This window comes from Kribbella sp. CA-245084 (genome assembly GCF_050942355.1).
Lineage (GTDB): Bacteria > Actinomycetota > Actinomycetes > Propionibacteriales > Kribbellaceae > Kribbella.
The window spans coordinates 209,005-232,029 of sequence record NZ_CP192053.1; the positions used below are offsets into that span (position 1 = coordinate 209,005).

Here is a 23,025-nt window from a genome sequence, read left to right on the forward strand (position 1 = left end):
GACGGGCTCATACAGTGAAAGCATGGATCCGATCCGGAATCCCTATGCGCCCGGCGCCGGTCAGCGGCCGCCTGAGCTGGCCGGACGCGACATCGAGGTGCGGCAGTTCGAGGTGGTCCTCGAGCGGGTCGCGGCAGGCAGACCGGAGCGGAGCCTGGTGCTCAGCGGACTTCGGGGCGTGGGCAAGACGGTGCTGCTCAACACGTTGCGTTCGCAGGCGATCAAGCGCGCCTGGGGCACCGGGAAGATCGAGGCACGGCCGGAGCAGAGCATCCGGCTGCCGATCGCGCAGGCGCTGCACACCGCGATGCGGGAGCTGGGCCATCGGCACCGCGACGATGAGCGGGTCGACCAGTTCAGCGCCGTACTGAAGGCTTTTGCGCTGCGGACCGGAGCGGAGGACCGGAAGGGGATCCGGTGGCATCCGCCGGTGGACGTGGCCGCGGCGAAGGGGCGGGCCGACTCCGGTGACCTGGAGATGGACCTGATCGAGCTGTTCACCGACGCTGCTGATCTGGCTGGTGACCTGTCTGTCGGGGTCGGGCTGTTCATCGACGAGATGCAGGACATCAGTCCGGACGACCTGTCCGCGCTGTGCGCCGCTTGTCACGAGATCTCGCAGCAGAGCGCGCCGCTGGTTGTTGTGGGTGCCGGGCTGCCGCATCTGCCCGCCGTACTGTCGGCCAGCAAGTCGTACTCCGAGCGGCTGTTCCGGTATGTCCGCGTCGACCGGTTGGCGCGTGACGCGTGCGACCGCGCGCTGATGGTGCCGGCGGAGAGCGAAGGCGTCCAGTACGACGAGGAGGCGCTCGACGAGCTGTACGCCCAGACCGACGGCTACCCGTACTTCGTGCAGGCCTTCGCACACTCCACCTGGGACCACGCGCCGACTTCACCCATCACCATCAAGGACGTCGCTGTAGCTGCTCCCGAGGCGTCTGCCGAGTTGACCGTCGGGTTCTTCGGCTCGCGGTACGAACGTGCCACGCCCGCCGAACGCGAGTACATGCGCGCGATGGCCGAGCTGGGCATCGGCGTCGACGACGGCTCCGTCCCTACCGCCGAAGTAGCCAGCACCCTCAACCGCAAACCCCAGTCGCTGTCCCCCGCCCGAGACGGCCTGATCAAAAAAGGCCTAGTCTTCTCCGCCGAACGAGGAACCGTAGCCTTCACCGTCCCCCACTTCGGAAAATTCCTCCGGACGCGGACGGCTTAACGGAACTGGGGTTTCGTGAGGTGGCAGGTAGTCGATAGGGTCGAGTGTCATGACCACCCGGCGGAGCGGCCAGCGTGCGGGGACGCGTGGGCGGCATAGCCGGCGGAAGTCGTACCGGGGGCAGTGGTTCGCGGTGACTGCCCTGGCTGTGGTGGGGACCGTGGTGGTGGCGCATCCGGATGTGGCGCATCGGGCCAGCCTTGCGGCTGAGGTGGTTGCGGGGGCCAACGAACCTGTGGCTGTCGAGACGCCCAGTGCGACGCCGACGCCGACGCCGGTGGTGACCCCGACGCAGAAGTTCACGACTCCGTTGCGGCCGGCACCGACCTTGACGCGGAAGCCGAAGAACGCGAAGCCGAACGTGCTGGTGTCGACCGGGAAGCTTGCCGTCGTGCCTGGGTTCAACAAGGCGAGCGGCGTGCGCGACAAGCTGACGTACCGCGTCGAGATCGAGGAGGGGCTGTCGGTGAACGGAGCCGCTGTCGCCGCGGCGATCCACAAGACGCTGACGGACCCGCGCGGATGGCAGGCGCTGCACCCGGTGAGCTTCGAGCGGACCGACAAGGTCGACGCCGATCTCCGGATCATCCTCGCGACGCCGGCGCTGACCGACAAGCTGTGCCTGCCGCTCGACACCGGCGGTGAGGTTTCCTGCCGGGTCGAGGACCGCGTGGTGCTCAACGCGAAGCGGTGGATGTACGGGATCCCGTCGTACAACGGGAACGTCGAGCTGTACCGCAGCTACCTGGTCAATCATGAGGTCGGTCACGCGCTCGGCCATGGGCACTCGACCTGCACCAAGCCGAAGACCCCCGCGCCGGTGATGATGCAGCAGACCAAAGGCCTGGCAGGCTGTCTTCCGAACGCCTGGCCCACCATCAAGGCAACCTGAGAAACTAGGTACGACGGGAGGGAGCAGCGAATGTCGTCACAGGACTTCCCGACGTACGGCCGGGGCGATCAGCCCCAGCAGCCCGAGCAGCAGCAGCCCGGCGAGGAGCATCACTACCCCCCGCCCACGCCGTACGGCGGTGGCACGTACGGCACCGGCCGCGGCACTCCGCCGGCCGAAGGCCCGTACGCGCCGCCCCAGCCCTACGGCACCCCACCCGGTCAGTACGGCGTCCCGCCGCACCCGCAGGCTGGTCCGCACCACGCCCAGCCGCCCAGCTACCGCCCCGGCATGCCGTACGGCGCACCGTCGAGCCCTGAGCCGCACGAGCTCCCCGTGTACGGAAGGGAGCAGCCGCGCGACCCCCGTGCCGCCCGGGTCGTCGGTCTGGCCACGGTGATCGCCGGGTTCTACGGTCTGCTCGTCATCTCCGTCCAGCGGGTCTCGCTGCGCGACATCTCGCAGGCACCGGGCTCACCACTCAACCACCCGCTCCGCACCGACGTGATCGACGCGATCGGCCAACTGCTGCTCGTGGTCGTCGGCGCGGGCGCGCTGTTCATGTGGATCCGCGACGTACTCGCCCGTCGCAAGGCCGGCCGCCAGCCGGAGCCGGCTGAGCTGGTCGGACTCGGGCTGGTCGCGCTCTCCGCTGTACCGATCCTGATCTGGCTGATCATGGTGCTGACCACCGGCCTGGGATCCATCGACGGCGCGGTCGACCGGCTGCCCACGGCGTACGGCTGGGGCGGTGCCGGTCTGCTGATCCTCGCGGTCGGTCTGTTCCTCGGGTACCGCGAACTGAAGCCCGACGTGCCCAACCCGGTCGTCCAGGGCCCACCGGCCAAGGCGCCCTGGGAGTGAGCGCACCAGTCGTCCTGGTGCCCGGCCTGGGCCTCGGCCCCGAGTCGTACGCCCGGACCGTAGAACATCTCGTCACGCCGTACCACCTGGTCACCTTGCCCGGGTACGGCGAACCGGCCGGCGCCCGCGAGGACCTGCACCCGCGCGCACTGGCAGTCGCCCTTGCCGAGAAGATCCGCGAGCGGTCCGTCCTCGTCGGCCACTCCGCCAGCTGCCAGATCGTCGTCGAGACCGCAGTCCGGTACGCCGACCTCGCGCACGCCGTCGTACTTGTCGCGCCGGCGGGTGACGCGCGCATGTCCAGCTGGGTCGACCGTACGGTGCGCTGGCTCGGATCCGCCGTACCGGACTCGCCCAAGCTGATCCGGACCGTGACCCCGCAGTACGCGCGGACGACGCTGCCGACGATCGCCCGCGCGGTCGAGGCCTCACGGCATCACGACCTGGCCGAAGTGATCTCGCAGGTCAAGGCACCGGTGTTCATCGTCCGCGGCAAGTACGACCTGCTCTCGACGGCGGAGTGGGTCCAGCGGCTCGCCGAGCTGAGCCACGGCGAGGCCCGGACCTTCGCCACCGGCGCGCACATGCCGGTTGTCACGAACGGTCCGGAGCTCGCCGCTCTCATAGAACGAGCAGCCGCCCTGCCGGAAACTACCTGACGCGTTAGACTCCAAGCACAACCTATGCGGGAGCTCGCACCGAACACGCGCGGGCTGAGAGGGCGACAGCTTGGGTCGCCGACCGCCTGAACCTGACCGGGTAATGCCGGCGTAGGGATTGGGGTCACTCATGACCGATACCGCTGTTCGTCCTGCCAGCTCGACCGAGGCGCCGCTCGTCCTCACCACCGATGCGCCGCGGACGCTCGGGTTCTTCGACCAGTTCACGCTGTGGGGCAACTTCGGCATCTCGCTGTTCGGCCCGGTGACCGGTGCGCTCGTGGCGGCGTACACGGGCTCGCTGTGGCAAGGTCTGCTCGCGGTCGTCGTCGGCTGCGGGATCGGGGCGCTCGTGCTGGGTGGTGCGGCCGTGTTCGGGTCGCACACCGGTGCGCCGGCGATGGCGAGCCTGCGGGGGTTGTTCGGCCGTCGCGGCTCGATCGCGCCGACCATCCTGAACATCGCGCAGAACGTCGGCTGGGCGACGATGGAGATCATCGTGATCTCGCAGGCCGCGGTCGCGGTGACGAGTGAACGCTGGCGCTGGCTGTTCGTCGTACTGGCCGGGATCATCGCGACGACGATGGCGGTCCGGCCGCTGGGCAGCGTGAAGATCCTGCGGAAGTTCATGGTGTGGCTGGTGCTGATCGCGTCGGTCTACCTGTTCGTGCAGGTGCTCAGCAAGCCGGTGCACGCTCTGCCGCAGGACAGCGTGTTCGGCTTCTGGCCGGCCGTCGACCTCGCCGCCGCGGGTGTTGTGTCGTTCGCCCCGCTGGCCGCCGACTACACACGGCACTCGCGCACCAACAAGGCTGCCTTCGGTGGATCCGCACTCGGCTACGGCCTGGCAGCGATCGGGTACTACGCCCTCGGAGTCGTCGCGGTGGCCACCTTGCAGACCAACAGCGACGACGTGATCACCGCACTGGTCACCCTGCCCGCCGGCGCGATCGCTCTGTTCGTGCTGCTGGTCGACGAGGTCGACGAGGCGTACGCGAACGTCTACTCGACCACCATGGCCACGCACAACCTGATCGGCCACATCGACCGCCGGTGGATCTCGGTCGCGATCGGTGTGCTCGCTACCGGGCTCGCGCTGATGGTTGACCTAGGCAACTACACGCAGTTCCTGTACCTGATCGGCTCGGTCTTCATTCCCCTGTTCGCGGTCGCGATCGCCGACTTCTTCGTGGTCAGCAAGATGAACTGGGACGTGTCCGGCACGGCGAAGTTCCGCTGGCAACCGACGCTCGCCTGGCTGATCGGATTCGTCGGGTACCAGCTGGTCAACCCGGGCACCGTGGCCGGCTGGTCCCCGTTCTGGACCGACGTACAGCAGGCGCTCTTCAACAACCACCCGGTCCCGACCTGGCTCGGCGCGACGTACACCTCGATCGTCATCTCGATGCTGGCCGCGGTTCTGCTCGGCCGGATCGGTCGGCGGCAGGCTGCCTGAGCAGCACGAGGGCGATCGCCGGGAAGATCAGCACGGACAGCAGTCCGGCGCAGACCAGCGCGGCGGCGGTGACCGGAGTCATCAGCCCGGTCACCACGCCGATCTGCGTCGCGGTCACGATGAACGGCAACGAGGTCGCCTGCAACAGCGCGACAGCGGCGGTACTCCGACGACCCAGTGTCCGCACCGAGAGGTACGCCGGTATGCCCCGCACCACGAGCAACGCCAGTAAGAACAGCGGAACACGCACCAGCGCCGCCGGATCGTCGAACAACCCGCGCAGATCCAGCCGCAGACCGCTCGTCACGAAGAACACGGGGATCAGGAAGCCGTAGCCGAGCGCCTCCAGCTTCGTCCGGAACCTGGGGTGAGAGGTCGCATCGCGGTCCACCAAACCAACGACTGCCCCGGCCAGGAATGCCCCGAGGATCGTCTCCAGCCCGAATTGCTCGGCCAAGGCCACAAAGGCGATCAGCAACACCACGGCCGCCCGGACCCGGATCTCCGCGGTGGTGTCCTGCAACCGCAACAGAACCAGGCCGATCCGCTGCGACCTGCCCGCGGTCGCCACGACCAGTCCGGTGACCGCGACGAGCAACGCGAACAGCCCGACCATGATCAACCGCTCGCCCGCGCCCCCGCCCTCGGTCGAGAACACCAGCGACAACAGGAGCACAGCCGCGAAGTCGGCAACCGAAGCCGCGGCAATGGTGAACTGACCGACTGTCCCGTCCACCTGACCAGCGTCCTTGAGCACCGGCACCACGAGCCCCAGCGAGGTCGCCGACAGCGTCACGGCGAGGAGCAACGCGCTGTGCACCCAGCCGGCGGCCGCGAACACCGCACCGGTCGCGCCGCCCAGCACGAGTGTGACCAGGTAACCGAGTACGGCGAGCCGCAGGACCTGACCACGCAGCCGATGGACATCGATCTCGAGTCCCGCGAGAAAGAGCAGGAACGCCAGGCCCAGCACGGAGACGATCTGCACCGGCAGATCGACGTCGACCAGCCCGAGGCCGTGTGGGCCCACGATGATCCCGGCCACGATCTCCAGCACGACGGCCGGTACGCGGAGGCGCGGGCTGAGTCCGAGCAGCAGCGGGGCCAGCAGCGCGATCACCGCGACCGCGAACAGATTGGTGAACTCGACATCCGGCATACCAAGTCAGTGCCGCCGGACCTGCCGGGCGTTACAGGTCAGTCGCGCGGGAAGGCGCGGAACGCTTCCAGCAGGCGTTCTTGGGTTTCAGTGCTGAGGGATTCGGGCTCGACCTGGCCGACCTCGGCGATGGTACGGCGCATTTGCTCGACATAGATCTCGCAGCCGTCGCAGATCGCGAGGTGCTCAACGAAGCGTTGCTCGGCCTCCGGATCCAGCGCTCCGTCGAGGAAGGCGGTGACCAGCTCGACCAGCTCCGCGCACGTCATCACGCAGCTCCGAAGTACTGCTCAAGCTCGCTGCGGACGGCGGCGCGGGCGCGGTGCAGCAGGACACGCTGGTTCGCTGCCGAGATGCCGAGCAGGGTGCAGACCGCGCCGGCGTCCTGTCCGTCGATGTCACGCAAGGTCAGCACCACCTGTTGGCGGGTCGGGAGGTTCTCGATCGCTTTGGCCACCGCAGCCCGGACCTCGTGCGCGAGGACCTCGGTCTCGGTGGACGGCCAGGGCTCGGGAAACGCTCGCCAGCCGCCCGGGTACTGGTCGTCGGGTCCACGGAAGCGGGCCGGGTCGACGGTCGGCTCGTGGTCCTGGAACAGGCTCGTCCACGGCACGGTCCGATGCTCGCGCGAACCGCGCTTGCGGGCGATGTTGACCAGGATCCGGTAGACCCAGGTCTGCAGCGACGCCCGCCCCTCGAACCGCTCGATGCCCTGCAGGACCGCCAGCCAGGTGTCTTGCACGACTTCCTCCGCGCTGGCCGTGGTCGACACGAACGACCTGGCCAGCCGCAGCATCGAGCCGGACCAGCTGTTCAGCAGGCAGGCGAACATCTCCTCGTCTCCGGCTCGCAGCCCGGCGACGAGGACGTCGTCCGTCGGCAGTACCCCCGCCCCCACAAGGCGACGGTACAACAGCATGGTCAGCGGTACTCCGGGTTCTCGAAGTCGTAGCGGCATCCGGCGTCCCACTCCGACCGCTGGTTGCCGTACGCCGGGATCCCGCCGCGGTCCCGGATCATTCGGGCCACATGCAACAGGTTCCAGGTCATGAACGTCGTGTTCCGGTTGGTGAAGTCGTTGTCCGGTCCACCCGATCCCTGATCCAGGTACGACGGACCCGGGCCGGCTTCACCGATCCAGCCGGCATCGGCCTGCGGCGGGACCGTGTACCCGAGGTGCTGCAACGAGTACAGGACGTTCATCGCGCAGTGCTTCACCCCGTCCTCGTTGCCGGTGATCAGGCAGCCGCCGACCCGCCCGTAGTACGCGTACTGACCGTGCTCGTTGAGGATCGAGGAGTTGCCGTACAAGCGCTCGATCACGCGCTTGGTGACCGAGCTGTTGTCGCCCAGCCAGATCGGGCCGGCGATGATCAGGATGTCGGCGGCCATCACCTGTTCCTGGATGGCAGGCCAGGCGTCCGCCGCCCAGCCGTGCTCGGTCATGTCCGGCCAGACGCCGGTCGCGATGTCGTGGTCGATCGCGCGGATCACGTCGACCTGGACACCCTGCTTCTCCAGGATCTTCCGGCTGACGTCGATCAGGCCCTCGGTGTGGCTGACCGCGGGCGACCGCTTCAGGGTGCAGTTCAGATACAGCGCACGCAGATCGTCGTATTCGGGCACGGTCTCTCCTAGAGAAGTTCGGCGTCCTGCTCGATGCAGAGCAGGCCTGGTCCAGTAGTGGCGAACAGTTCGGTCATCGCGCCGTCGAGGTCCTCGCGGCGGGTGACCCGGATCCCGGTCGCGCCGCAGAGCTCGGCGTAGGCGGCCCAGTCGGGGTTGTGCAGTGAGGTGTGCCAGACCGGGTAGTCGGCGGCGAGTTGTTCCTTGCTGATCTTGCCGAGCGAGTGGTTGTCGAGCAGGACGTGCTTGATCGGAATGCCGTACTTCACCGCGGTGGTGAGCTCGGCGGCGTACTGCCCGAATCCGCCGTCGCCGGTGACCGCGACGATCGGACGATCCGGTGCCCCGGCCCACGCGCCGAGGGCGGCCGGGTAGCCGAAGCCGATCGAGCCGAGGTAGCCCGACATCAGGACCGGCTGTCCCTTCGACTCCAGGTACCGGCCGAGCGAGTACGCATGGTTGCCGACGTCAACGGTGACGACGGCCTCCATCGGCAAGTGTTTGCCTAGGGCATCGAAGACGGCTGCCGCGGAGACCCCGCGGCCACGGTCGTCCTGGACCCGGCGCGCCTTCTCCGCACGCCAGATGGACCAACGGTCGGCGACATCCGGTCGCTGGTCGGTCGCCTTGGTGTCGGTGAGCCGGTCCGTCAACGCCCGAAGGGTCAGTGCGGCGTCGCCGAGCACGTCGACGGTGACGGCGTCGAACCGCCCGATCGCGGCGTGGTGGTCGTCGATCTGGACGATCTGCTTGTAGTTCGCGATCCCGGTGTGGTTCGAGAACGAGGCGCCGACCACGATCAGCAGGTCCGACTCGTTCATCAGCCAACTCGCCACCGGCGTACCGCTGCGACCGAGCACCCCGGCGCCGAGCGGATGCGTGTCCGGTACCAGACCCTTCGCCTTGAAGGTGGTCAGGACCGGCGCGTTGAGTCGCTCGGCCAGTTCGCGCACCTCCGACTCGGCGCCGCGCGCACCGTGGCCGACGATCAGCACCGGTCGCCTCGCGTCCTGAATCACCGCGGCGGCTCGGGTAAGCGTGTCCGTGGAGGGCTGGATGCACCTCCGGGAGAGTCGACCGGCCGGCGTCTTCGCGGCTGCGTCGGACGGGAGTACCTGCACCTCATCTGGCAGCACGAGATGGGCGACGCCACGCCCGTCGATCGCATGCTTGACCGCGAGCGCGGCGAGCTCGGCGTGGTCGCTGCCAGCCTGGACCGCCGTACTCGACACCGCGACATCCTTGAAGACAGCGGTCAGGTCGAGGTCCTGGAAGGCCCCGCGGCCGAGGACCTTGGACGGCACCTGCCCGGAGATCGCGATCACCGGCGAGCCGTCGAGCTTGGCGTCGTACAGCCCGGTGAGCAGGTTGGTCGAGCCCGGTCCGGCGATCGCGAAGCACGCCGCCGGTCGGCCGGTCAGCTTCCCGTACGCCGAGGCCGCGAACGCCGCGGCCCCTTCGTGCCGGATGCCGACGTACGTCAGCTCGCCGCGCTCCTCCGCGCGCCGCATCGCCTCGGCGAACCCGAGGTTGGAGTGACCGACCATGCCGAAGACATGACTGATGCCGTGGGCAACCAACGTCTCGACCAGTACGTCGGCTACCGTCCGGACCGGCGCGGGCAGGTCGGGCAGCTGGACGTAGACGCCGTCAGCCCGCTCGTCCACCGGGTACGACGGAACGCCGTCGGAGAACCCTTCCGGTGGCTGCCCGGTGATCGGGTCGTAGTCGTACCCGTGCCAAGGGCAGCGCAGCAGACCCTTCTCGATCGAGCCCTCGCCCAATGGCCCGCCCTGGTGCGGGCACTTGTTCTCCAGCGCGCCGAGCCGCGCCCCGCAGCGGGCGAGCGCGACGCTCCGCCCGTCGACGACGACGCTGCGGACCCGCCCGTCCGCCGGTACGTCGTCCTGGTCCACCCGGTGCCAGTTGCCCGACATGTAACGCCTCCCACCCGTCGCGACACCAACCTTGTGAATGAACAGTGCCGTTTCGCGGCTTGGTGTTACAGGAGGAAACTGCTCTCATGGACGAACGTTCGCTGGCCGTAACCCGCCGGTCCCTGCACGGCGTCGCAGAGCTCGTGCTGGCCGGACCGCAGTACCGAGGCGGTGGTGGGATCAGGTTGCGCGTCGTACCGGGCGGCTTCGCCACCCTGGCGGATCCTGGCGTCCGCGTGGACGGCGACCGGTTGATCACCTCTGCCGGAAAGCTGCCGCTGACGGGCACGTATGCCGAAGTCGCCGAAGCGGCCGGGCTCGAGGCGTCTCGGCTCGACGACGTCTACAGCGGCGGTCCCGGCGTACTGCCCGGCGAGGGGCTGGAGGTCGATCCCGAGGCCGCACGGCTGCTGGCGGACGCGTTCGCGCGTGGTGACGCGGCGCTACGACAGCTCGCTCCCCGCGAGACGCCCGTGCTCTGGCCGGAGCACTTCGACGTGGCGGTCACGCTCGACGAGGTGAACTACGGGGTGTCGCCGGGCGACGACGCCATTCCGGAGCCTTACGCGTACGTCGGTCCGTGGACGCCGCAGACGGGGGATTTCTGGAACACATCGTTCGGCGCCGCTCGCCTGCTGGCAGAGGTGCCCGACGTACTCGTGTTTTTCCAGAAAGGCAGGGGCCTGGTCACTGACCCGGAGTAACCGGAATACTTGCGGCATGCTGAATTCCGCACTGCGCAGCCGGGCCGAGTACGCGGAGCTGGGGGCCGACGGGTTGGCCGCGCGTACGACGCCTGAGCGGGACGCGCTGATCGTCAAAGCCGTCGAGGAGCTGCTGGACGGCAAGGAGTCGGTGCTCGACCTGTGCTGCGGGTACGGGCGGGTCGCGTTGCCGCTGCGCAAAGCCGGGAAGGTCGTCCGCGGGCTGGACATCTCGCCGAACCTGATCGAGGCCGGCCAGGCGAAGGCGGCCGAGGAGGAGCTCGCGATCGACTGGGCGATCGGCTCGATGACCGATCTGCCGTACAAGTGGGACTCGTTCGACGCGGTGATCTGCCTGTGGACGGCGTTCCACGAACTGTTCGCCGAGGACGAGCAGATCTCCACGATCTGCGAGATCTCCCGGGTGCTGAAGCCGGGCGGGATCGCGATCATCGAAGGCCCGGCCTGGGGACCGGCGACCGCGGCCGAGATCGCGAACGGGATGCGGCAGGGGCCGGAGCACCGGATCGTCACGACCGAGTTCAGCGACAACCGCAGCGGCGTGCACTTCATCCACGACGAGATCAGCTACGGACGCCTCTGCGCGGCCGCCGGAATCGACGACTACAAGGTCTACAAACGCGACTGGGGCGGACGCCGCCGGCTGATCCTCGAGATCCACCAACCCGCAACTTCCTGACAAGTCAACAGGAGCAGATCCCCACTCCACATTGGGGATCTGCTCCTTCTATTTCGAGTCTAAAACCGTTCCGGGCAATTCCGGAAAACTCAGCTTTTTGCTTCGAGATTCAGCAAGAATCGTTTCGCGTCGAGCCCGCCGGCGTACCCGGTGAGGGCTCCGTTCGCCCCCACGACCCGGTGGCACGGCAGGACGACGCAGACCGGGTTCGCGCCCAGCGCCGTACCGACCGCGCGGGCCGCCTTGGGCTTGTCGATGTCGGCGGCAACAGTTCCGTACGTCGTCGTCGCGCCGTACGACGTGTGCGTCGGCAGATCCGTGAGTACGAGCCGCTGGAACGGTGTCGCCAGCGCGAGATCCACCTCAAGGTCGAAGCCCTGACGGCTGCCGGCGAGGTATTCGTCGAGCTGACGCCGTACGTCGTCCAGCGGGCGGGCCTGCCGGAGTACGCGCGGGGACACGGCCCGGGCGAGGCGGGCGGTCATCGTCTCCTCGTCGCCGAACGAGCTGGCGACGACCCGGCCGTGCGCGATCGCGAGCAGCATCGTCCCGATCGGGGTGTCGTGCAGCGTGTAGGCGACGTCGGCGTCGGGAAAGCTGGGTGGTTTCGAGTCGGGCATGGCGAGCCGGGTCAGCCGGCTCTCGAGATCAGTCATCATCTACTCCGAGTTTGCTGCGCAGGGTCGCGAGCGCGTCGCTGACGAGCCGGCGCGATGCGGCGGGCGTGGTGTCCAGAGCGGCGGCCACGCCGTGGTGGTCCAGGTCGCCGACGTATTTGAGCGTGACCGCGAAGCGTTGCCGCTCCGGGAGCTCGTTGACCGCCCGCCAGAGGTCGGGGTCCGGCCAGGCGGCCGCGTCCGGGCCCTCGACCGCCACCGGCGGCGCGTCCTCCAGCGGGCGCTGCGGCTTCCGCGCCCGGTGTACGTCGGTCGCGCACCGGGCCGTGATGGTGAGGAGCCAGCTGCGCAGGTTCTTCGCCGAGGTCAGCGCCGGGTACGCCGCGTACGCCTTCTCCCAGGCGCGTTGCGCCGCGTCGTCGCCGTCCACCGGACCGGCCATCGCCCGCGCCAGCCGGGCGACGTCCCGCCAGTGCGCGTCGATCAGCGCCTGGAACGGCGGCAGCTCGACCTTCTCCCGAGTCATCACGACAGTAGAACGCACGCAGCGGCCCGCGTGTGAGGGTGGCCGGTCCAGATCACGAGATTGTCTAGTTAGCCGATAGACAATGATGCGAAGATAGCTGACATGACGACGACACTCCTCACCCGCCGTCGCGTCATCGATCTGCTGCGGACGGCGAGCGCCACCTGTCGGTGACGCGCTCCTCTGTCTCCTCTGGCGAATTCTCGCCGCTCACCTTCCTCCCAAGGGAGTGACATGTCTGTTCCCGCATTGCATCGTCCTGCCCTGTCCGTCGTACCCGACCACCCAGACCGCACTGTGGAGCGGGTGGTGGACGCCGATGTCTACCGCTCCGTCTTCCGTCGCCACGCCGCCGGCGTCGTCGTGATCACCGCGGACGCCGGCCACGGCCCGGCCGGCTTCACCGCAACCTCGCTGGTCTCGATCAGCCTGCTGCCACCGCTGGTGTCGTTCGCGATCGCCACCAGCGCCTCCAGCTGGCCGACCGTCAGTACGGCGACCAGCCTGGTGATCAACTTCCTGTCCGCCGACCAGCACGGGATCGCGGGCCGGTTCGCGACCAGCGGGATCGACCGGTTCGCCGAGCCGACCAACTGGTCCCGCCTGGCCACCGGTGAGCCCGTTCTCGACGAGGCCCCGAGCTATCTGCGCGCCCAGGTCGAGCACCGCTTCGCCGTCGGCGATCACTACCTGGTCGTCGCGCGCCTTGCCACCCACACCGAACGACGTGAACACGAGCCGCTGCTCTACCACGACGGCCACTACGCGAAAGCCCACCATGTCTAGAAAACGCCTGTACGCCGCCCTTGCCCTTCTCGCCCTGGTCACCGGCTGCAGCGGCAACGCGGCCGCCGACGGAGCCGTCAAGCTCTCGCTGGACGCCGCCCTGCCGACCACGGTCCCCGACGGTACGAAGATCGTCGTCGGCGACCCGGCCACCGAGGTCGCGCTCAAGCTGTCCGGTCAGTACGACAAGGTCTCGAAGTACGTGCAGTTCGCGAACCTGAGCGGCGGTCCGCAGACCACCGAGGCGTTCCGGGCGCACGCTCTGGACGTCGGCTCGGTGGCCGAGATCCCGCCGATCCACGCGACCTGGACCGGCCTGCACGTGAAGATCGTCGCCTCGAAGTTCCGCAAGGACCCGCTGAACCATCCGATCTACCAGCTGGGCATCGCGCCGGGCACCACGGTGAAGACGCTGTCCGATCTACGCGGCAAGAAGATCGCCTACAGCCCCGGTCAGGCGCAGGGTGCGCTGATCCTCAAGGTGCTGCAGAAGGCCGGCCTGACCAAGGACGACGTGAAGTTGGTCGAGCTGCCGAGCACCGGTGACGTCTACACGAACGCACTGGCCGCGAAGCAGGTCGAGGTCGCCCCGATCGGCGGCGTGCAGATCAAGCGGTACCTGGCGAAGTACGGCAAGGACGGCGCGACGACGATCCCGCACGGGATCCGCGACGACGCCGGCCACCTGTATGTGCCGACGGAGTCGCTCGAGGACAGCGGCAAGGCGGCCGCGATCCGTGCGTACGTCGCCGCGTGGGGCGTCGCGCAGATCTGGATCGACACACACCCCAAGGAATGGATCCAGGGGTACTACGTGAAGAACCAGGGCCTGACCGAGTCCGACGGTCAATGGCTGGTCGACAACGCCGGCCACCCAGACATCAGCGCCGACTGGAGCGGTGCGATCCAGCGCCAGCAGGCCACCATCGAGCTGCTCGCCAAGGAGACCGGCAACAAGGTGATCCAGGCCAAGGACCTGTATGACCTGCGGTTCCAGACCGTCGCGGCGGACGCGATCAAGGCAGGTGCCAAATGAGCGTGACAACCCTGCCCGGGCTGCGGTCCCGCGAGGCGGCCGCGCGTCCCGTCGTACGGCGTCGCCGGCTCGGACCGGGGAAGCCGATCAGGTTCGGGGCCGCGATTGGTCCCGTGCTGTTGCTGGCGATCTGGAGCATCGGATCGGCCACTGGTTGGATCGACCAACGAGTCCTGTCCGCGCCGTGGACCGTGGTCACGACGGCCGTTGACCTGATCGCCGACGGCCGGCTGCAGTCGAACCTGTGGACGTCGGCTCAGCGGGCGCTGATCGGACTCGCACTCGGCATCGTGCTCGGCGTCGCACTGGCGCTGATCTCCGGCCTTTCTCGTCTTGGTGAGGCCGTGCTCGACGGACCGATCCAGATCAAGCGGGCTATTCCGTCCCTGGCATTGCTGCCGCTGCTGATCCTCTGGCTGGGCATCGGCGAGTCGATGAAGATCGTCACGATCCTGCTCGGGGTGTTCATCCCGATCTACATCCACACCCACAACGGCCTGCGCACGATCGACAGCCGGTACGTCGAACTCGCGCAGACGGTCGGGCTGTCCCAGTGGGAGTTCATCCGGCGCGTGGTCCTGCCGGGTGCGCTGCCCGGCTTCCTGCTCGGACTGCGGTTCGCCGTGACCGGCGCGTGGCTGTCGCTGGTCGTCGTCGAGCAGATCAACTCCACCAGCGGCATCGGCTACATGATGGAACTGGCCCGCACGTACGGACAGACCGACATCATCATCGTCGGCCTCGTCGTGTACGGCGCCCTCGGCCTGCTCTCCGACGCCGTCGTCCGCCTGATCCAGAGGAGGGCCCTCTCATGGCGCCGAACGCTAGCCTCGTAAGCACGGTCCAGGTCCGCGAGCTGGTCCGCCGGTACGACGATCGCGCCGTACTGGACGGCTTGGATCTGGACATCGAACCGGGCGAATTCGTTGCCCTGCTGGGGAAGAGCGGCTCCGGAAAGAGCACGCTGTTGCGGGCGTTGGCCGGGTTGGACTACGACGTCGACGGGTCCGGTGAGCTCGCCGTGCCATCCAATGTTTCGGTGGTCTTCCAGGACTCCCGGTTGTTGCCGTGGGCAAAGGTGCTCGACAACGTCGTACTCGGTCTGAATGGTGCCTTCGATCGCGGGCTGCGCAGTTTGGACGAGGTCGGGCTGGCTGGTCGCGAGCAGGCCTGGCCGAACGAGTTGTCCGGTGGCGAGCAGCAGCGCGTTGCTTTGGCGCGATCGTTGGTGCGAGAGCCGGAACTGCTCCTCGCGGATGAGCCGTTCGGGGCGCTGGACGCGCTGACCCGGTTGAAGATGCACGTGTTGCTGCGGAAGTTGTGCGCGGCGCACCAGCCCGCCGTACTGCTGGTCACACACGACGTCGACGAGGCGATCGTGCTGGCCGATCGGGTGATCGTGCTCGATGCCGGCCGGATCGTCGCCGAGGAGACGATCTCGTTGCCCGTGCCGCGGAGTGCGGCCGATCCAGGATTCGCCGCGGTCCGGTCGCGGCTTCTCGATGCCTTGGGAGTTTCGGTATGACCAGACAGCTGCATCTGAACGCGTTCCTGATGAGCACCGGGCACCACGAGGCGTCGTGGCGGCTGCCGGAGAGTGATCCGTTCGCGAACACGTCGGTGGCGCACTACCAGGCTCTGGCGCAGCTGGCGGAGCGGGGGAAGTTCGACTCGATCTTCTTCGCCGACTCGCCCGTCCTGTTCGGTACGGTCGGGCGGCGGCCGGCCGGTTCGCTGGAGCCGACGGTGCTGCTGACCGCGATCGCGGCCGTGACGTCGCGGATCGGGCTCATCGCGACGGCGTCGACGACGTACAACGAGCCGTACAACCTGGCTCGGCGGTTCGCCAGCGTTGATCACGTGAGTGGTGGGCGCGCGGGCTGGAACGTGGTGACGACGGCCGGTCCGGATGCGGCGCTCAACTTCAACCTCGCGGACCAGCCGGCGCATGCGGAGCGGTACGAGCGGGCGGCGGAGTTCCTCGAGGTCGCGTACAAGCTGTGGGACTCGTGGCAGGACGACGCGGCGATCGCGGACAAGTCCTCCGGTGTGTGGGCGGTGCAGGACCGCGTCCAGCCGATCGACCACGTCGGACGGCACTTCCAGGTCCGTGGGCCGCTCAACCTGCCGCGGTCGCCGCAGGGGCATCCGCTGATCGTGCAGGCCGGGTCTTCCGAGGACGGGAAGGGTCTCGCGGCGCGGTACGCCGAGGCGGTGTTCACCGCGCAGCAGACGCTGGAGGACGCGCAGGACTTCTACCGCGATCTGAAGGCGCGCACGGCCGCTCTCGGGCGGGATCCGTCGGAGGTGAAGATCCTGCCCGGGATCGTGCCGGTGATCGGGTCGACGGTCGCCGAGGCCGAGCGGCTGGAGCATCAGCTGGATTCCTTGATCCGGCCTGAGTACGCGCGGCTGCAGTTGGCGAAGACACTCAAGGTGTCGCCCGAGGACCTGCCATTCGACCAGCAGCTACCCGCGGATCTACCGGACGAGGACGAGATCGAAGGCGCGAAGAGCCGCTACACGCTCATCGTCACGCTGGCCCGCCGCGAGAAACTCACTGTCCGCGAACTAATCGGCCGCCTGGGCGGTGGCCGCGGCCATCGGACCTTCACCGGTACGCCAGAGCAGGTCGCAGACGCGATCCAGCACTGGTTCGAGGCAGGCGCCGCCGACGGCTTCAACATCATGCCGCCGGTCCTCCCGTCCGGCCTCGAGACCTTCGTAGACGAGGTAATCCCAATCCTCCAATCCCGAGGCCTCTTCCGCACCGACTACACCGGCACGACCCTCCGCGACCACTACGGCCTGCCGCGGCCGGCCGGTCGTACGGCGGCTCTGGCGGAGGCGACCGCCTGATCGCCCATCGAGACCGCTCAGCACCCCGCCACACCCCGCTCAGCGCCCCACCCCACCCCGCCCCGCCCCCGTCACGTCTGGTGGGTACACCCACCGGACCGTTGGTTGGCCAACCGGATTCTCGTGCGCCAACCCCCCGTCTGGTGGGTATGCCCACCAGACGGGGCCGGGTCAGGCGACTCGGACGACGAGCTTTCCGACGGCCGTGCCGTCTTGCATGATGCGGTGGGCTTCGCCGATCTCGTCCATCGTGAAGACCCGGTCGATCCGGATCGGGAGTTTGCCGGCGGCGACGAGGTCGGCGTACCGCTGGAAGGCGGCCGTCGGGAGGTCGGAGCTTTCGCCGCCGTACGCGGTCAGGCGGACGCCGTTCGGGATGTAGTCCATCGGGTAGAAGTCCGGGATCGTCCAGTTGTCGCTGAGCATTCCGGTGAAACACACCGTGCCGTGGATCGCGGTCGCTTTCAGGGTGTCCGGCAGGACATTCGTGCCGACGAGTTCGAGTGCCGCGTGAACACCGTCCGGGAGAATCTCCCGCACCTTTTCCGCGACGTTGCCGTCGTCAACGATCGGATGATCGACACCGAGCTCACGAAGAACATCCAGCCGGTCAGGATTCCGCGTCGTCGAGAAGACCGTCAGCCCGTGTTCCTTCGCCAGTACGGCGGCCGCGACGCCCACGGACGACGTACCGCCGCGAACCAGCAACGACTGCCCCGGCTCGATCGCGAGACCCGCGTAGAGCGACCCATGGGCGGTCTGCAGCATCTCCGGCAGTGCGCCGAGCGTCGCCCAGTCGAGGTCGGTCGTCACCGGGATGACCGACGACGCCGGTACGACCGTGTACTCCGCATATCCGCCGTCGTACTCGCGCCCCATCCCGCCCATCATCGCGACCACCTGCTGCCCCACCGCGAACTCGCCGCCCGGCGCCGCGTCGACCGTCCCGGCCGCCTCGATCCCGGGGATGACCGGGAAGTGCGCGTTCGTCGCGAAGCCCGCGCGGAGGTGGTACTCCGACCGGTTCAGCCCGAACGCCTCCACCTTGATCCGCACCCACCCGGCCCGCGGCTCCGGCACCGGGACCCGTCGTACCCGCATCTCCTCCGGCTCGACCGGCCCCTCCAGCACAACCGCCCGCATGTCCATGCCGCCAATCCTTGCGCACCGTGTGAAAGAGTTTCCTTCATGCGGAAGCTCCCGCGCGTCGTGGCTCATCGCGGCGCCAGTGAAGTCGATCCGGAACACACCCTCGCGGCGTACCGGCGGGCGATCGAGGTCGGCGCAGACGGGCTCGAGTGCGATGTCCGGCTGACGGCCGACGGGCATCTCGTCTGCGTCCACGACCGTCGGATCGACCGCACGTCGAACGGCCGCGGCGTGCTGTCCACGATGAGCCTCGAAGAGCTCGAGTCGTACGACTGGGGTTCGTGGAAGCGCCCGTGGGCCGACCTCGACGAGGAGGCCGAGCTACCCGGTCTCGACGTACGGAAGGTGCTCACCCTCGACACGCTGCTCGCGACCGTCCGGGACGCCGGCCGTCCGGTCGAGCTGGCGATCGAGACCAAGCACCCGACCCGGTACGCCGGACTCGTCGAACGCCGCCTGATCGAGGCGCTCGACCGCTACGGCTGGGCCCGTCCGAAAATCGGTTCGGAGTCGCCGGTCCGGGTGATGAGCTTCTCCTGGCTGTCCCTCCGCCGGATGCGTACGGCGGCGCCCGGCCTGCGCACCGTCCTGCTGATGGACCGCATCCCGCTCCGTTTCCGCGACGGCTCACTGCCGACCGGGGTCTCGTACGCCGGCCCGAGCCTGGAGATCGTCACCGCGCACCCGGAGTACGTCGATCGCGCGCAGAAGCACGGGCACCAGGTCCACGTGTGGACGGTGAACGCCGAGGAGGACCTGCGCCGCTGCCGCGAGATCGGCGTCGACGTGGTGATCAGCGACCGCCCGGACGTCGCGCTGAGGGTTCTGGCGGAACCGCCGGAAGAGGTAGGACGTCGTACCTGACCACTTGGTTTGTGACACTTGCGAACGATTTCGTGTGTCATGTGTCACGTGGTCTGGATACGTAGTGAGACGAATGCGGGCGGTTATTGCAACGTTCAATTCCGTCGATTTCGTTACGGTTTCTTCGGATTTAGGCGCGATCTCCGATGCCCTATGTAACGGAATACCTGCGGTGGTTTTCCAGGGCCCGATCGTGGGCAGATGTTCCTGTGGCTGAACCGATCATCGAGGAGACCCTGCTTGTCCTCTGCGACCCTGCCCGCCGACGTTAGCGTCGTGGACGTCGTACTGCCGCATGAAGTGTCCGCGGTAGCGGACGCCCGTCGCCGTCTGGCCGCCTACCTGAAGCGCTACCGGATCACCGATTCCGCTTGTGACGATGCGCAATTGGTGCTCTCGGAGCTGCTGTCGAACGCGATCCGGTACGCACCGCCGTTGCCGGCCGGTGAGGTACGTGCGGCCTGGTGGATCGACCGGGCCGGGATCCATGTCGAGGTCACCGACGGTCGTGGGGACACCGAGCCGCAGCGGATCAACGACACCCACCCCGAGTCGGTCGGAGGCCGCGGGCTGGCGATCGTCGACATGCTGACCTCCGGCTGGGACGTTCGTACGGCGGCTCACCACCGAACGGTGCACGCAATCGTCCCGAGCTAGTTCGCTCTTCCCTGCTCCGGGCTGCAAGACTGCGGGGATGGGAAAGAAGTCGCGGCAGCGCGCTAAGAACACGACGACCGTCACCCTCGATCCGGCCGACCTCGTCGACGTCGGTCTGAGGGAGCCCTGCCCCTGTGGTTCGGGCAAGCGGTTCAAGCAATGCCACGGCAAGGAGCGGGCGCAGGCAGCGGACGCGTTCATCGTGCGGCCGTTCGAGGGCCTGCCGGCCGAGTGTGACCTGATCGCGTTCCGCGAGATCGTCCCGTCGGGCACCGTCGAGGTCGAGCTGACCGGCGACAACGCGGGCAAGACGATCAACCTCGTCACGCTGCTCCCGATGGCGATGCCGGGCCTGGTGCGCGACGACGAGACGATCTGGATCGGCCTGCAGACGCACGCGTCGTCGGGCGACCCTAGCCGCGACCTCGGGCACGCGATCACCGCCGCGCTGCACACCGAGCCGGGCAACCCGATCCAGGTCGGCGACCTGATGAAGGACGGCCCGCGGCTGCAGGACCTGATCGACACCTCGAAGCCGCTCGAGGTCAAGGTCCACGAGGGCTTCGACTACTGGGTCGGCGAGAACGTCGAGGACCCGACCGGTGAGGTCGCCGCCGGCCTGGAGCGTGCGAACGCGGCGGCAGCTCCGACGGTCCGGCTGGAATCGGTCGACGCGGCGTACTGGACGCAGATCGGCGACCGCATCTACCTGCGCTGGGTCATGCCGCACACCGAGGACACCCTGCTCGACGCGCTGGCCCGCTTGCACGCGGCCGGGTCGTCCGCGCTGATCGACGGCAGCCGGTTGATCGGCTCGTTCCGTGCCCTCGGCGTACTCGCACCTGTCTGGGAGCTCCCGGCCGGCACCGAGGCCGCCGAGGTCGAGAAGCCGGCGGCCGACTTCGCCACCGCGCTCGAGAAGGCGCTGGCCACCGAGGCGCCGCTCACCACCGAGGAGCGGGCCGCCCGAGCCGGCCTTGCCAGCCGCCAGCTCACCATTCGCTGACCGAAACGACGAACGCCCGGCTGAGTCCTTCAGCCGGGCGTTTCGTTTAGTTACAGTGGCCTAGGCCGGGATAGTGATTCTGGGCCTAGGAACGTGGACGGCCCAAGTCCTGCTGACGGGGGAGCAACAGGGCCTGGGCCTAGACAGGAAGAGTACTCACGAAGGTCCTCCGCCACAACCCCCGATCTCACTCCGCGTGTCGTAGGGCTCACGTGACGGTCGGAGCGAGCGCTCAGGCGGTCATCGGCGCCCGGAGTACGGGGCACGACATGCACCGGGGTCCACCGCGGCCGGAGCCGAGTTCTGAGCCGGAGATCCGGATGACCTCGATCCCGGACTCCTCGAGGCGCGCATTGGTCTCGACGGTCCGCTCGTACGCGATGCAGACCCGCGGCGCGAGGGCGAGAGTGTTGTTCCCGTCGTCCCACTGCTCCCGCTCGGCTGTCACAGGGTCGAGGCCTGTGTCGATCCGTCGGAGCGTGTCGATACCTAGCGCCTTCGCGGCCGCAACCAGGAACGGCTCGGGCTCCGCGATGTGCAGCTGGTCGCCGTCGATGGTGACAGCGAGCGCCCGCATCTCCTCGGCCATGTTCGGGTACATCAGCACGGCGTCCGTGTCGACCATCGTGCACACGGTGTCGAGGTGCATCGTGGCGCGCTGCTGAGCAATCGGTACGGCGAGAACCGTGTGCGCCAGGTCCTTCGAGAACACCCGTCGCGCCAGCCGCTCCACCCCGGCAGGCGTGGTCCGCTCCCCGACCCCGACCGCGAGTACGCCGGGACCGAGCGCGAGCACGTCACCGCCCTCGACATGCTCCAGCTGGTGGTCGTACACCTTGTCCACGCCGGCGAACCGCGGGTGGAACGTGTAGATCAGCTCGGTCAGCTGCGTCTCGCGCATCCGGGCCGGCATCGCCAGCGACGTGACCGCCACCGTGTCCCGGATCCAGACGCTCGAGTCACGGGTGAAGAGCAGGTTCGGCAGCGGGTCGATCAGGAAGTCCTCGTGCGCGAGCAACGACGTCACGAGCCCGCCCGCCCGGACCTCGTCGTTCCGTACACCGGCCATCAGCGCCTCGGCCAGCCCGGCCGGATCGAGCTCGCCGAGGGATGCCTGCAGGTAGTCGCGCAGGGTGTCGCCGAGCCGCAGGTCCTCGGTCGCACCGGTGACCGCCTGCGCCCGGGCTGCCGGATCGGTGAGGGATTCGGTCAGCAGCTCGCCGAGGTACAGCACCTCGACGTCGCGGTCCCGGAGCGCCTGGGCGAAGGCGTCATGCTCATCCTGGGCCCGGCCGACCCAGGGGATGCCGTCGAACAGGAGCTTGTCGTTGTTCCGCGGGGTGAGCCGGCGGAGCTCGTTCCCGGGGCGGTGCAGCATCACGGTCCGGAGCGCGCCGACCTCACTGTCGACGCCGTACGCCTTGCCGCTGTCCCGCTGCGCCTCAGTCATCGCCCGCCCCTTCACTCCGTTGTGGCTCACCACGCTACGGCAGTCCACTCAATCTGTCTGATTGTCCGACAATATCCTCGGACGGGCTCAGGAGCGAACTCGGTCGTAGAGGAGGCAGAAGGCGCCGGACTCGGTGGGGGTGGAGTCGGTCAGCTTCCAGGAGGTGGCGGGTAGGCCGTCCTCGAAGAGTCGCGCGCCGCCGCCGACCAGCTCGGGATCGAGGGTGATGCTCAGCCGGTCCACCTCGTCGGCGGCCAGGAGCGCCCGGATCACGCTCGTGCTGGCCAGGACGATGATGTCGCCGCCCTCCTGGGCGCGGAGTTCCTTGACCACATCCGCGGGCTCGCCGTCGGCGATCCGGGAGTTCTGCCACGGCGTCTCGGTCATCGTCGTGGAGAAGACCACCTTCTCGGTCTCGTTCAGCCAGCGCGAGAAGGCCCGGTCCTGCGGCGCCGCGTTCTCGTCATCGGCCACCGCCGGCCAGAAGCCGCCGAAGCCCTGGTAGTTCTTGCGGCCGAGCAGTGCCGTCGTGGCAGGCTCGGTCACCCGGATCATGTGGTCGCGGGCACCCTCGGTGATCGCGTGGGGGACGATCCAGCTCATGTCGTAGTCGCCGCCTGCGCCGTTCACCCGTCCGTCGAGCGAGAGCGAGATGTTGGCGGTCACTGTGCGGGTCATTTCGGTACCTCTTCCGGTTGCGCTTCGGTGTGCCTGACACCAGAAATCCTGCCGCCGCAGCAACCCCGGAACATCTGCCACCTGGCTGATATCGGCAGCCGCCTGGCTGACCCGCATGTCGTACGAAAGGACGAATATCCACAGCCGACCGACGCTGACGAGGTCGATCGGCTGGAGAGGAACT

The 23,025-nt window shown here is 68.3% G+C and carries 25 protein-coding genes and 1 riboswitch; of the genes, 15 read left to right on the forward strand and 10 right to left on the reverse strand.

All coding sequences use genetic code 11. From position 1 onward, the window contains the following. Nucleotides 1-22 precede the first annotated feature (22 nt). The 5 genes from ACQPYH_RS01025 to ACQPYH_RS01045 all read left to right on the forward strand — a co-directional run bounded on the left by ACQPYH_RS01025 (nt 23) and on the right by ACQPYH_RS01045 (nt 5,087). Nucleotides 23-1,216, forward strand: a complete 1,194-nt coding sequence (locus ACQPYH_RS01025; protein ID WP_130445616.1) for an ATP-binding protein — start codon at nt 23-25, stop codon at nt 1,214-1,216. Nucleotides 1,217-1,265: 49 nt separating this feature from the next. Then, on the forward strand, nt 1,266-2,108 hold the full coding sequence (locus ACQPYH_RS01030) for a DUF3152 domain-containing protein (protein WP_432885232.1): 843 nt from the start codon (nt 1,266-1,268) through the stop codon (nt 2,106-2,108). A gap of 30 nt (nt 2,109-2,138) precedes the next feature. Then, on the forward strand, nt 2,139-2,972 hold the full coding sequence (locus tag ACQPYH_RS01035; RefSeq protein WP_432885234.1) for a hypothetical protein: 834 nt from the start codon (nt 2,139-2,141) through the stop codon (nt 2,970-2,972). After that, the gene (locus ACQPYH_RS01040; RefSeq protein ID WP_432885236.1) at nt 2,969-3,631 is read left to right on the forward strand and encodes an alpha/beta fold hydrolase; all 663 of its coding nucleotides are present in this window, start codon (nt 2,969-2,971) and stop codon (nt 3,629-3,631) included. Before ACQPYH_RS01035 ends, ACQPYH_RS01040 begins: the two co-directional genes overlap by 4 nt. A 16-nt stretch (nt 3,632-3,647) precedes the next feature. Beyond that, nucleotides 3,648-3,766: riboswitch (TPP riboswitch) on the forward strand. Further along, nucleotides 3,762-5,087 (forward strand): purine-cytosine permease family protein, encoded by a 1,326-nt coding sequence (locus ACQPYH_RS01045; protein ID WP_432885239.1) that lies wholly within the window; start codon nt 3,762-3,764, stop codon nt 5,085-5,087. (Overlaps the previous riboswitch by 5 nt.) Here the strand turns inward: ACQPYH_RS01045 and ACQPYH_RS01050 are convergent. Genes ACQPYH_RS01050 through ACQPYH_RS01070 form a run of 5 tightly spaced genes read right to left on the reverse strand, consistent with a single transcriptional unit; the run spans nt 5,029 to nt 9,809 of the window. Then, nucleotides 5,029-6,246 (reverse strand): cation:proton antiporter, encoded by a 1,218-nt coding sequence (locus ACQPYH_RS01050; RefSeq protein WP_432885241.1) that lies wholly within the window; start codon nt 6,244-6,246, stop codon nt 5,029-5,031. The two genes, ACQPYH_RS01045 and ACQPYH_RS01050, sit on opposite strands and share 59 nt — an antisense overlap. A gap of 38 nt (nt 6,247-6,284) precedes the next feature. After that, nucleotides 6,285-6,515, reverse strand: coding sequence for an anti-sigma factor family protein (locus ACQPYH_RS01055; RefSeq protein WP_432885244.1), 231 nt, complete (start codon nt 6,513-6,515; stop codon nt 6,285-6,287). After that, the gene (locus ACQPYH_RS01060) at nt 6,515-7,144 is read right to left on the reverse strand and encodes an RNA polymerase sigma factor (RefSeq protein ID WP_432885247.1); all 630 of its coding nucleotides are present in this window, start codon (nt 7,142-7,144) and stop codon (nt 6,515-6,517) included. Before ACQPYH_RS01060 ends, ACQPYH_RS01055 begins: the two co-directional genes overlap by 1 nt. Nucleotides 7,145-7,167: 23 nt before the next feature. Then, nucleotides 7,168-7,872: a flavodoxin family protein gene (locus ACQPYH_RS01065; protein ID WP_432885250.1), complete on the reverse strand. Its 705-nt coding sequence runs from the start codon at nt 7,870-7,872 to the stop codon at nt 7,168-7,170. A gap of 8 nt (nt 7,873-7,880) precedes the next feature. After that, nucleotides 7,881-9,809, reverse strand: coding sequence for a thiamine pyrophosphate-binding protein (locus tag ACQPYH_RS01070; protein ID WP_432885252.1), 1,929 nt, complete (start codon nt 9,807-9,809; stop codon nt 7,881-7,883). Nucleotides 9,810-9,895: 86 nt separating this feature from the next. Between ACQPYH_RS01070 and ACQPYH_RS01075 the strand changes: the two genes are divergently transcribed. Together ACQPYH_RS01075 and ACQPYH_RS01080 are read left to right on the forward strand one after the other, a co-directional pair. Further along, nucleotides 9,896-10,513: a hypothetical protein gene (locus ACQPYH_RS01075; RefSeq protein ID WP_432885254.1), complete on the forward strand. Its 618-nt coding sequence runs from the start codon at nt 9,896-9,898 to the stop codon at nt 10,511-10,513. A gap of 16 nt (nt 10,514-10,529) precedes the next feature. Continuing rightward, nucleotides 10,530-11,213 carry a class I SAM-dependent methyltransferase gene (locus ACQPYH_RS01080; RefSeq protein ID WP_432885257.1) on the forward strand — a complete coding sequence of 228 codons (684 nt, stop codon included), beginning with the start codon at nt 10,530-10,532 and terminating at the stop codon, nt 11,211-11,213. A gap of 89 nt (nt 11,214-11,302) precedes the next feature. Here the strand turns inward: ACQPYH_RS01080 and ACQPYH_RS01085 are convergent, their stop codons facing one another. Together ACQPYH_RS01085 and ACQPYH_RS01090 are read right to left on the reverse strand one after the other, a co-directional pair. Beyond that, the gene (locus ACQPYH_RS01085; protein WP_432885259.1) at nt 11,303-11,869 is read right to left on the reverse strand and encodes a methylated-DNA--[protein]-cysteine S-methyltransferase; all 567 of its coding nucleotides are present in this window, start codon (nt 11,867-11,869) and stop codon (nt 11,303-11,305) included. Continuing rightward, entirely contained in the window at nt 11,862-12,356 is a 495-nt protein-coding gene (locus ACQPYH_RS01090) for an RNA polymerase sigma factor (RefSeq protein WP_432885262.1), read from the reverse strand. The genes ACQPYH_RS01085 and ACQPYH_RS01090 overlap by 8 nt, the downstream gene beginning before the upstream one ends. 234 nt (nt 12,357-12,590) lie before the next feature. Here ACQPYH_RS01090 and ACQPYH_RS01095 point away from each other — a divergent pair, with 234 nt between their 5' ends. Genes ACQPYH_RS01095 through ACQPYH_RS01115 form a run of 5 tightly spaced genes read left to right on the forward strand, consistent with a single transcriptional unit; the run spans nt 12,591 to nt 17,037 of the window. Next, complete coding sequence (locus ACQPYH_RS01095; protein WP_432885265.1) at nt 12,591-13,142, forward strand: flavin reductase family protein; 552 nt, start codon at nt 12,591-12,593, stop codon at nt 13,140-13,142. Beyond that, nucleotides 13,135-14,178 carry an ABC transporter substrate-binding protein gene (locus ACQPYH_RS01100; RefSeq protein WP_432885268.1) on the forward strand — a complete coding sequence of 348 codons (1,044 nt, stop codon included), beginning with the start codon at nt 13,135-13,137 and terminating at the stop codon, nt 14,176-14,178. The genes ACQPYH_RS01095 and ACQPYH_RS01100 overlap by 8 nt, the downstream gene beginning before the upstream one ends. Continuing rightward, entirely contained in the window at nt 14,175-15,014 is an 840-nt protein-coding gene (locus ACQPYH_RS01105; protein ID WP_432885270.1) for an ABC transporter permease, read from the forward strand. The genes ACQPYH_RS01100 and ACQPYH_RS01105 overlap by 4 nt, the downstream gene beginning before the upstream one ends. Further along, nucleotides 14,990-15,703, forward strand: coding sequence for an ABC transporter ATP-binding protein (locus ACQPYH_RS01110; RefSeq protein ID WP_432885273.1), 714 nt, complete (start codon nt 14,990-14,992; stop codon nt 15,701-15,703). The genes ACQPYH_RS01105 and ACQPYH_RS01110 overlap by 25 nt, the downstream gene beginning before the upstream one ends. Continuing rightward, on the forward strand, nt 15,700-17,037 hold the full coding sequence (locus ACQPYH_RS01115) for an LLM class flavin-dependent oxidoreductase (protein WP_432885276.1): 1,338 nt from the start codon (nt 15,700-15,702) through the stop codon (nt 17,035-17,037). Before ACQPYH_RS01110 ends, ACQPYH_RS01115 begins: the two co-directional genes overlap by 4 nt. Nucleotides 17,038-17,208: 171 nt before the next feature. On the opposite strand, the gene ACQPYH_RS01120 is transcribed toward ACQPYH_RS01115, so the two are convergent. Further along, nucleotides 17,209-18,186: a zinc-binding alcohol dehydrogenase family protein gene (locus tag ACQPYH_RS01120; RefSeq protein WP_432885279.1), complete on the reverse strand. Its 978-nt coding sequence runs from the start codon at nt 18,184-18,186 to the stop codon at nt 17,209-17,211. Between the two features lie 39 nt (nt 18,187-18,225). On the opposite strand from ACQPYH_RS01120, the gene ACQPYH_RS01125 reads away from it, so the two are divergent. From ACQPYH_RS01125 to ACQPYH_RS01135, 3 genes are all read left to right on the forward strand, one after another. After that, a complete protein-coding gene (locus ACQPYH_RS01125) occupies nt 18,226-19,050 on the forward strand; it encodes a glycerophosphodiester phosphodiesterase (protein ID WP_432885281.1) in 825 nt (274 codons plus the stop codon). A 240-nt stretch (nt 19,051-19,290) separates the two neighbouring features. After that, nucleotides 19,291-19,707, forward strand: a complete 417-nt coding sequence (locus ACQPYH_RS01130; RefSeq protein ID WP_130445631.1) for an ATP-binding protein — start codon at nt 19,291-19,293, stop codon at nt 19,705-19,707. 37 nt (nt 19,708-19,744) lie between these two features. Next, on the forward strand, nt 19,745-20,713 hold the full coding sequence (locus ACQPYH_RS01135) for a DUF5926 family protein (protein WP_432885284.1): 969 nt from the start codon (nt 19,745-19,747) through the stop codon (nt 20,711-20,713). A 232-nt stretch (nt 20,714-20,945) separates the two neighbouring features. On the opposite strand, the gene ACQPYH_RS01140 is transcribed toward ACQPYH_RS01135, so the two are convergent. Beyond that, a complete protein-coding gene (locus ACQPYH_RS01140) occupies nt 20,946-22,163 on the reverse strand; it encodes an arginine deiminase (RefSeq protein WP_432885287.1) in 1,218 nt (405 codons plus the stop codon). An 87-nt stretch (nt 22,164-22,250) separates the two neighbouring features. Next, a complete protein-coding gene (locus ACQPYH_RS01145; RefSeq protein WP_432885290.1) occupies nt 22,251-22,841 on the reverse strand; it encodes a dihydrofolate reductase family protein in 591 nt (196 codons plus the stop codon). Nucleotides 22,842-23,025: the final 184 nt, after the last annotated feature.

Bases quoted from the DNA above. Each gene is read 5' to 3' on its own strand.
- ACQPYH_RS01050 (WP_432885241.1), bottom strand. From the start codon at position 6,246: ATGCCGGATGTCGAGTTCACCAATCTGTTCGCGGTCGCGGTGATCGCG.
- ACQPYH_RS01145 (WP_432885290.1), bottom strand. From the start codon at position 22,841: ATGACCCGCACAGTGACCGCCAACATCTCGCTCTCGCTCGACGGACGG.
- ACQPYH_RS01025 (WP_130445616.1), top strand. From the start codon at position 23: ATGGATCCGATCCGGAATCCCTATGCGCCCGGCGCCGGTCAGCGGCCG.
- ACQPYH_RS01080 (WP_432885257.1), top strand. From the start codon at position 10,530: ATGCTGAATTCCGCACTGCGCAGCCGGGCCGAGTACGCGGAGCTGGGG.
- ACQPYH_RS01095 (WP_432885265.1), top strand. From the start codon at position 12,591: ATGTCTGTTCCCGCATTGCATCGTCCTGCCCTGTCCGTCGTACCCGAC.
- ACQPYH_RS01070 (WP_432885252.1), bottom strand. From the start codon at position 9,809: ATGTCGGGCAACTGGCACCGGGTGGACCAGGACGACGTACCGGCGGAC.
- ACQPYH_RS01125 (WP_432885281.1), top strand. From the start codon at position 18,226: ATGCGGAAGCTCCCGCGCGTCGTGGCTCATCGCGGCGCCAGTGAAGTC.
- ACQPYH_RS01085 (WP_432885259.1), bottom strand. From the start codon at position 11,869: ATGACTGATCTCGAGAGCCGGCTGACCCGGCTCGCCATGCCCGACTCG.
- ACQPYH_RS01110 (WP_432885273.1), top strand. From the start codon at position 14,990: ATGGCGCCGAACGCTAGCCTCGTAAGCACGGTCCAGGTCCGCGAGCTG.
- ACQPYH_RS01035 (WP_432885234.1), top strand. From the start codon at position 2,139: ATGTCGTCACAGGACTTCCCGACGTACGGCCGGGGCGATCAGCCCCAG.
- ACQPYH_RS01045 (WP_432885239.1), top strand. From the start codon at position 3,762: ATGACCGATACCGCTGTTCGTCCTGCCAGCTCGACCGAGGCGCCGCTC.
- ACQPYH_RS01055 (WP_432885244.1), bottom strand. From the start codon at position 6,515: ATGACGTGCGCGGAGCTGGTCGAGCTGGTCACCGCCTTCCTCGACGGA.
- ACQPYH_RS01075 (WP_432885254.1), top strand. From the start codon at position 9,896: ATGGACGAACGTTCGCTGGCCGTAACCCGCCGGTCCCTGCACGGCGTC.
- ACQPYH_RS01030 (WP_432885232.1), top strand. From the start codon at position 1,266: ATGACCACCCGGCGGAGCGGCCAGCGTGCGGGGACGCGTGGGCGGCAT.
- ACQPYH_RS01120 (WP_432885279.1), bottom strand. From the start codon at position 18,186: ATGGACATGCGGGCGGTTGTGCTGGAGGGGCCGGTCGAGCCGGAGGAG.
- ACQPYH_RS01090 (WP_432885262.1), bottom strand. From the start codon at position 12,356: ATGACTCGGGAGAAGGTCGAGCTGCCGCCGTTCCAGGCGCTGATCGAC.
- ACQPYH_RS01140 (WP_432885287.1), bottom strand. From the start codon at position 22,163: ATGACTGAGGCGCAGCGGGACAGCGGCAAGGCGTACGGCGTCGACAGT.
- ACQPYH_RS01135 (WP_432885284.1), top strand. From the start codon at position 19,745: ATGGGAAAGAAGTCGCGGCAGCGCGCTAAGAACACGACGACCGTCACC.
- ACQPYH_RS01115 (WP_432885276.1), top strand. From the start codon at position 15,700: ATGACCAGACAGCTGCATCTGAACGCGTTCCTGATGAGCACCGGGCAC.
- ACQPYH_RS01100 (WP_432885268.1), top strand. From the start codon at position 13,135: ATGTCTAGAAAACGCCTGTACGCCGCCCTTGCCCTTCTCGCCCTGGTC.
- ACQPYH_RS01105 (WP_432885270.1), top strand. From the start codon at position 14,175: ATGAGCGTGACAACCCTGCCCGGGCTGCGGTCCCGCGAGGCGGCCGCG.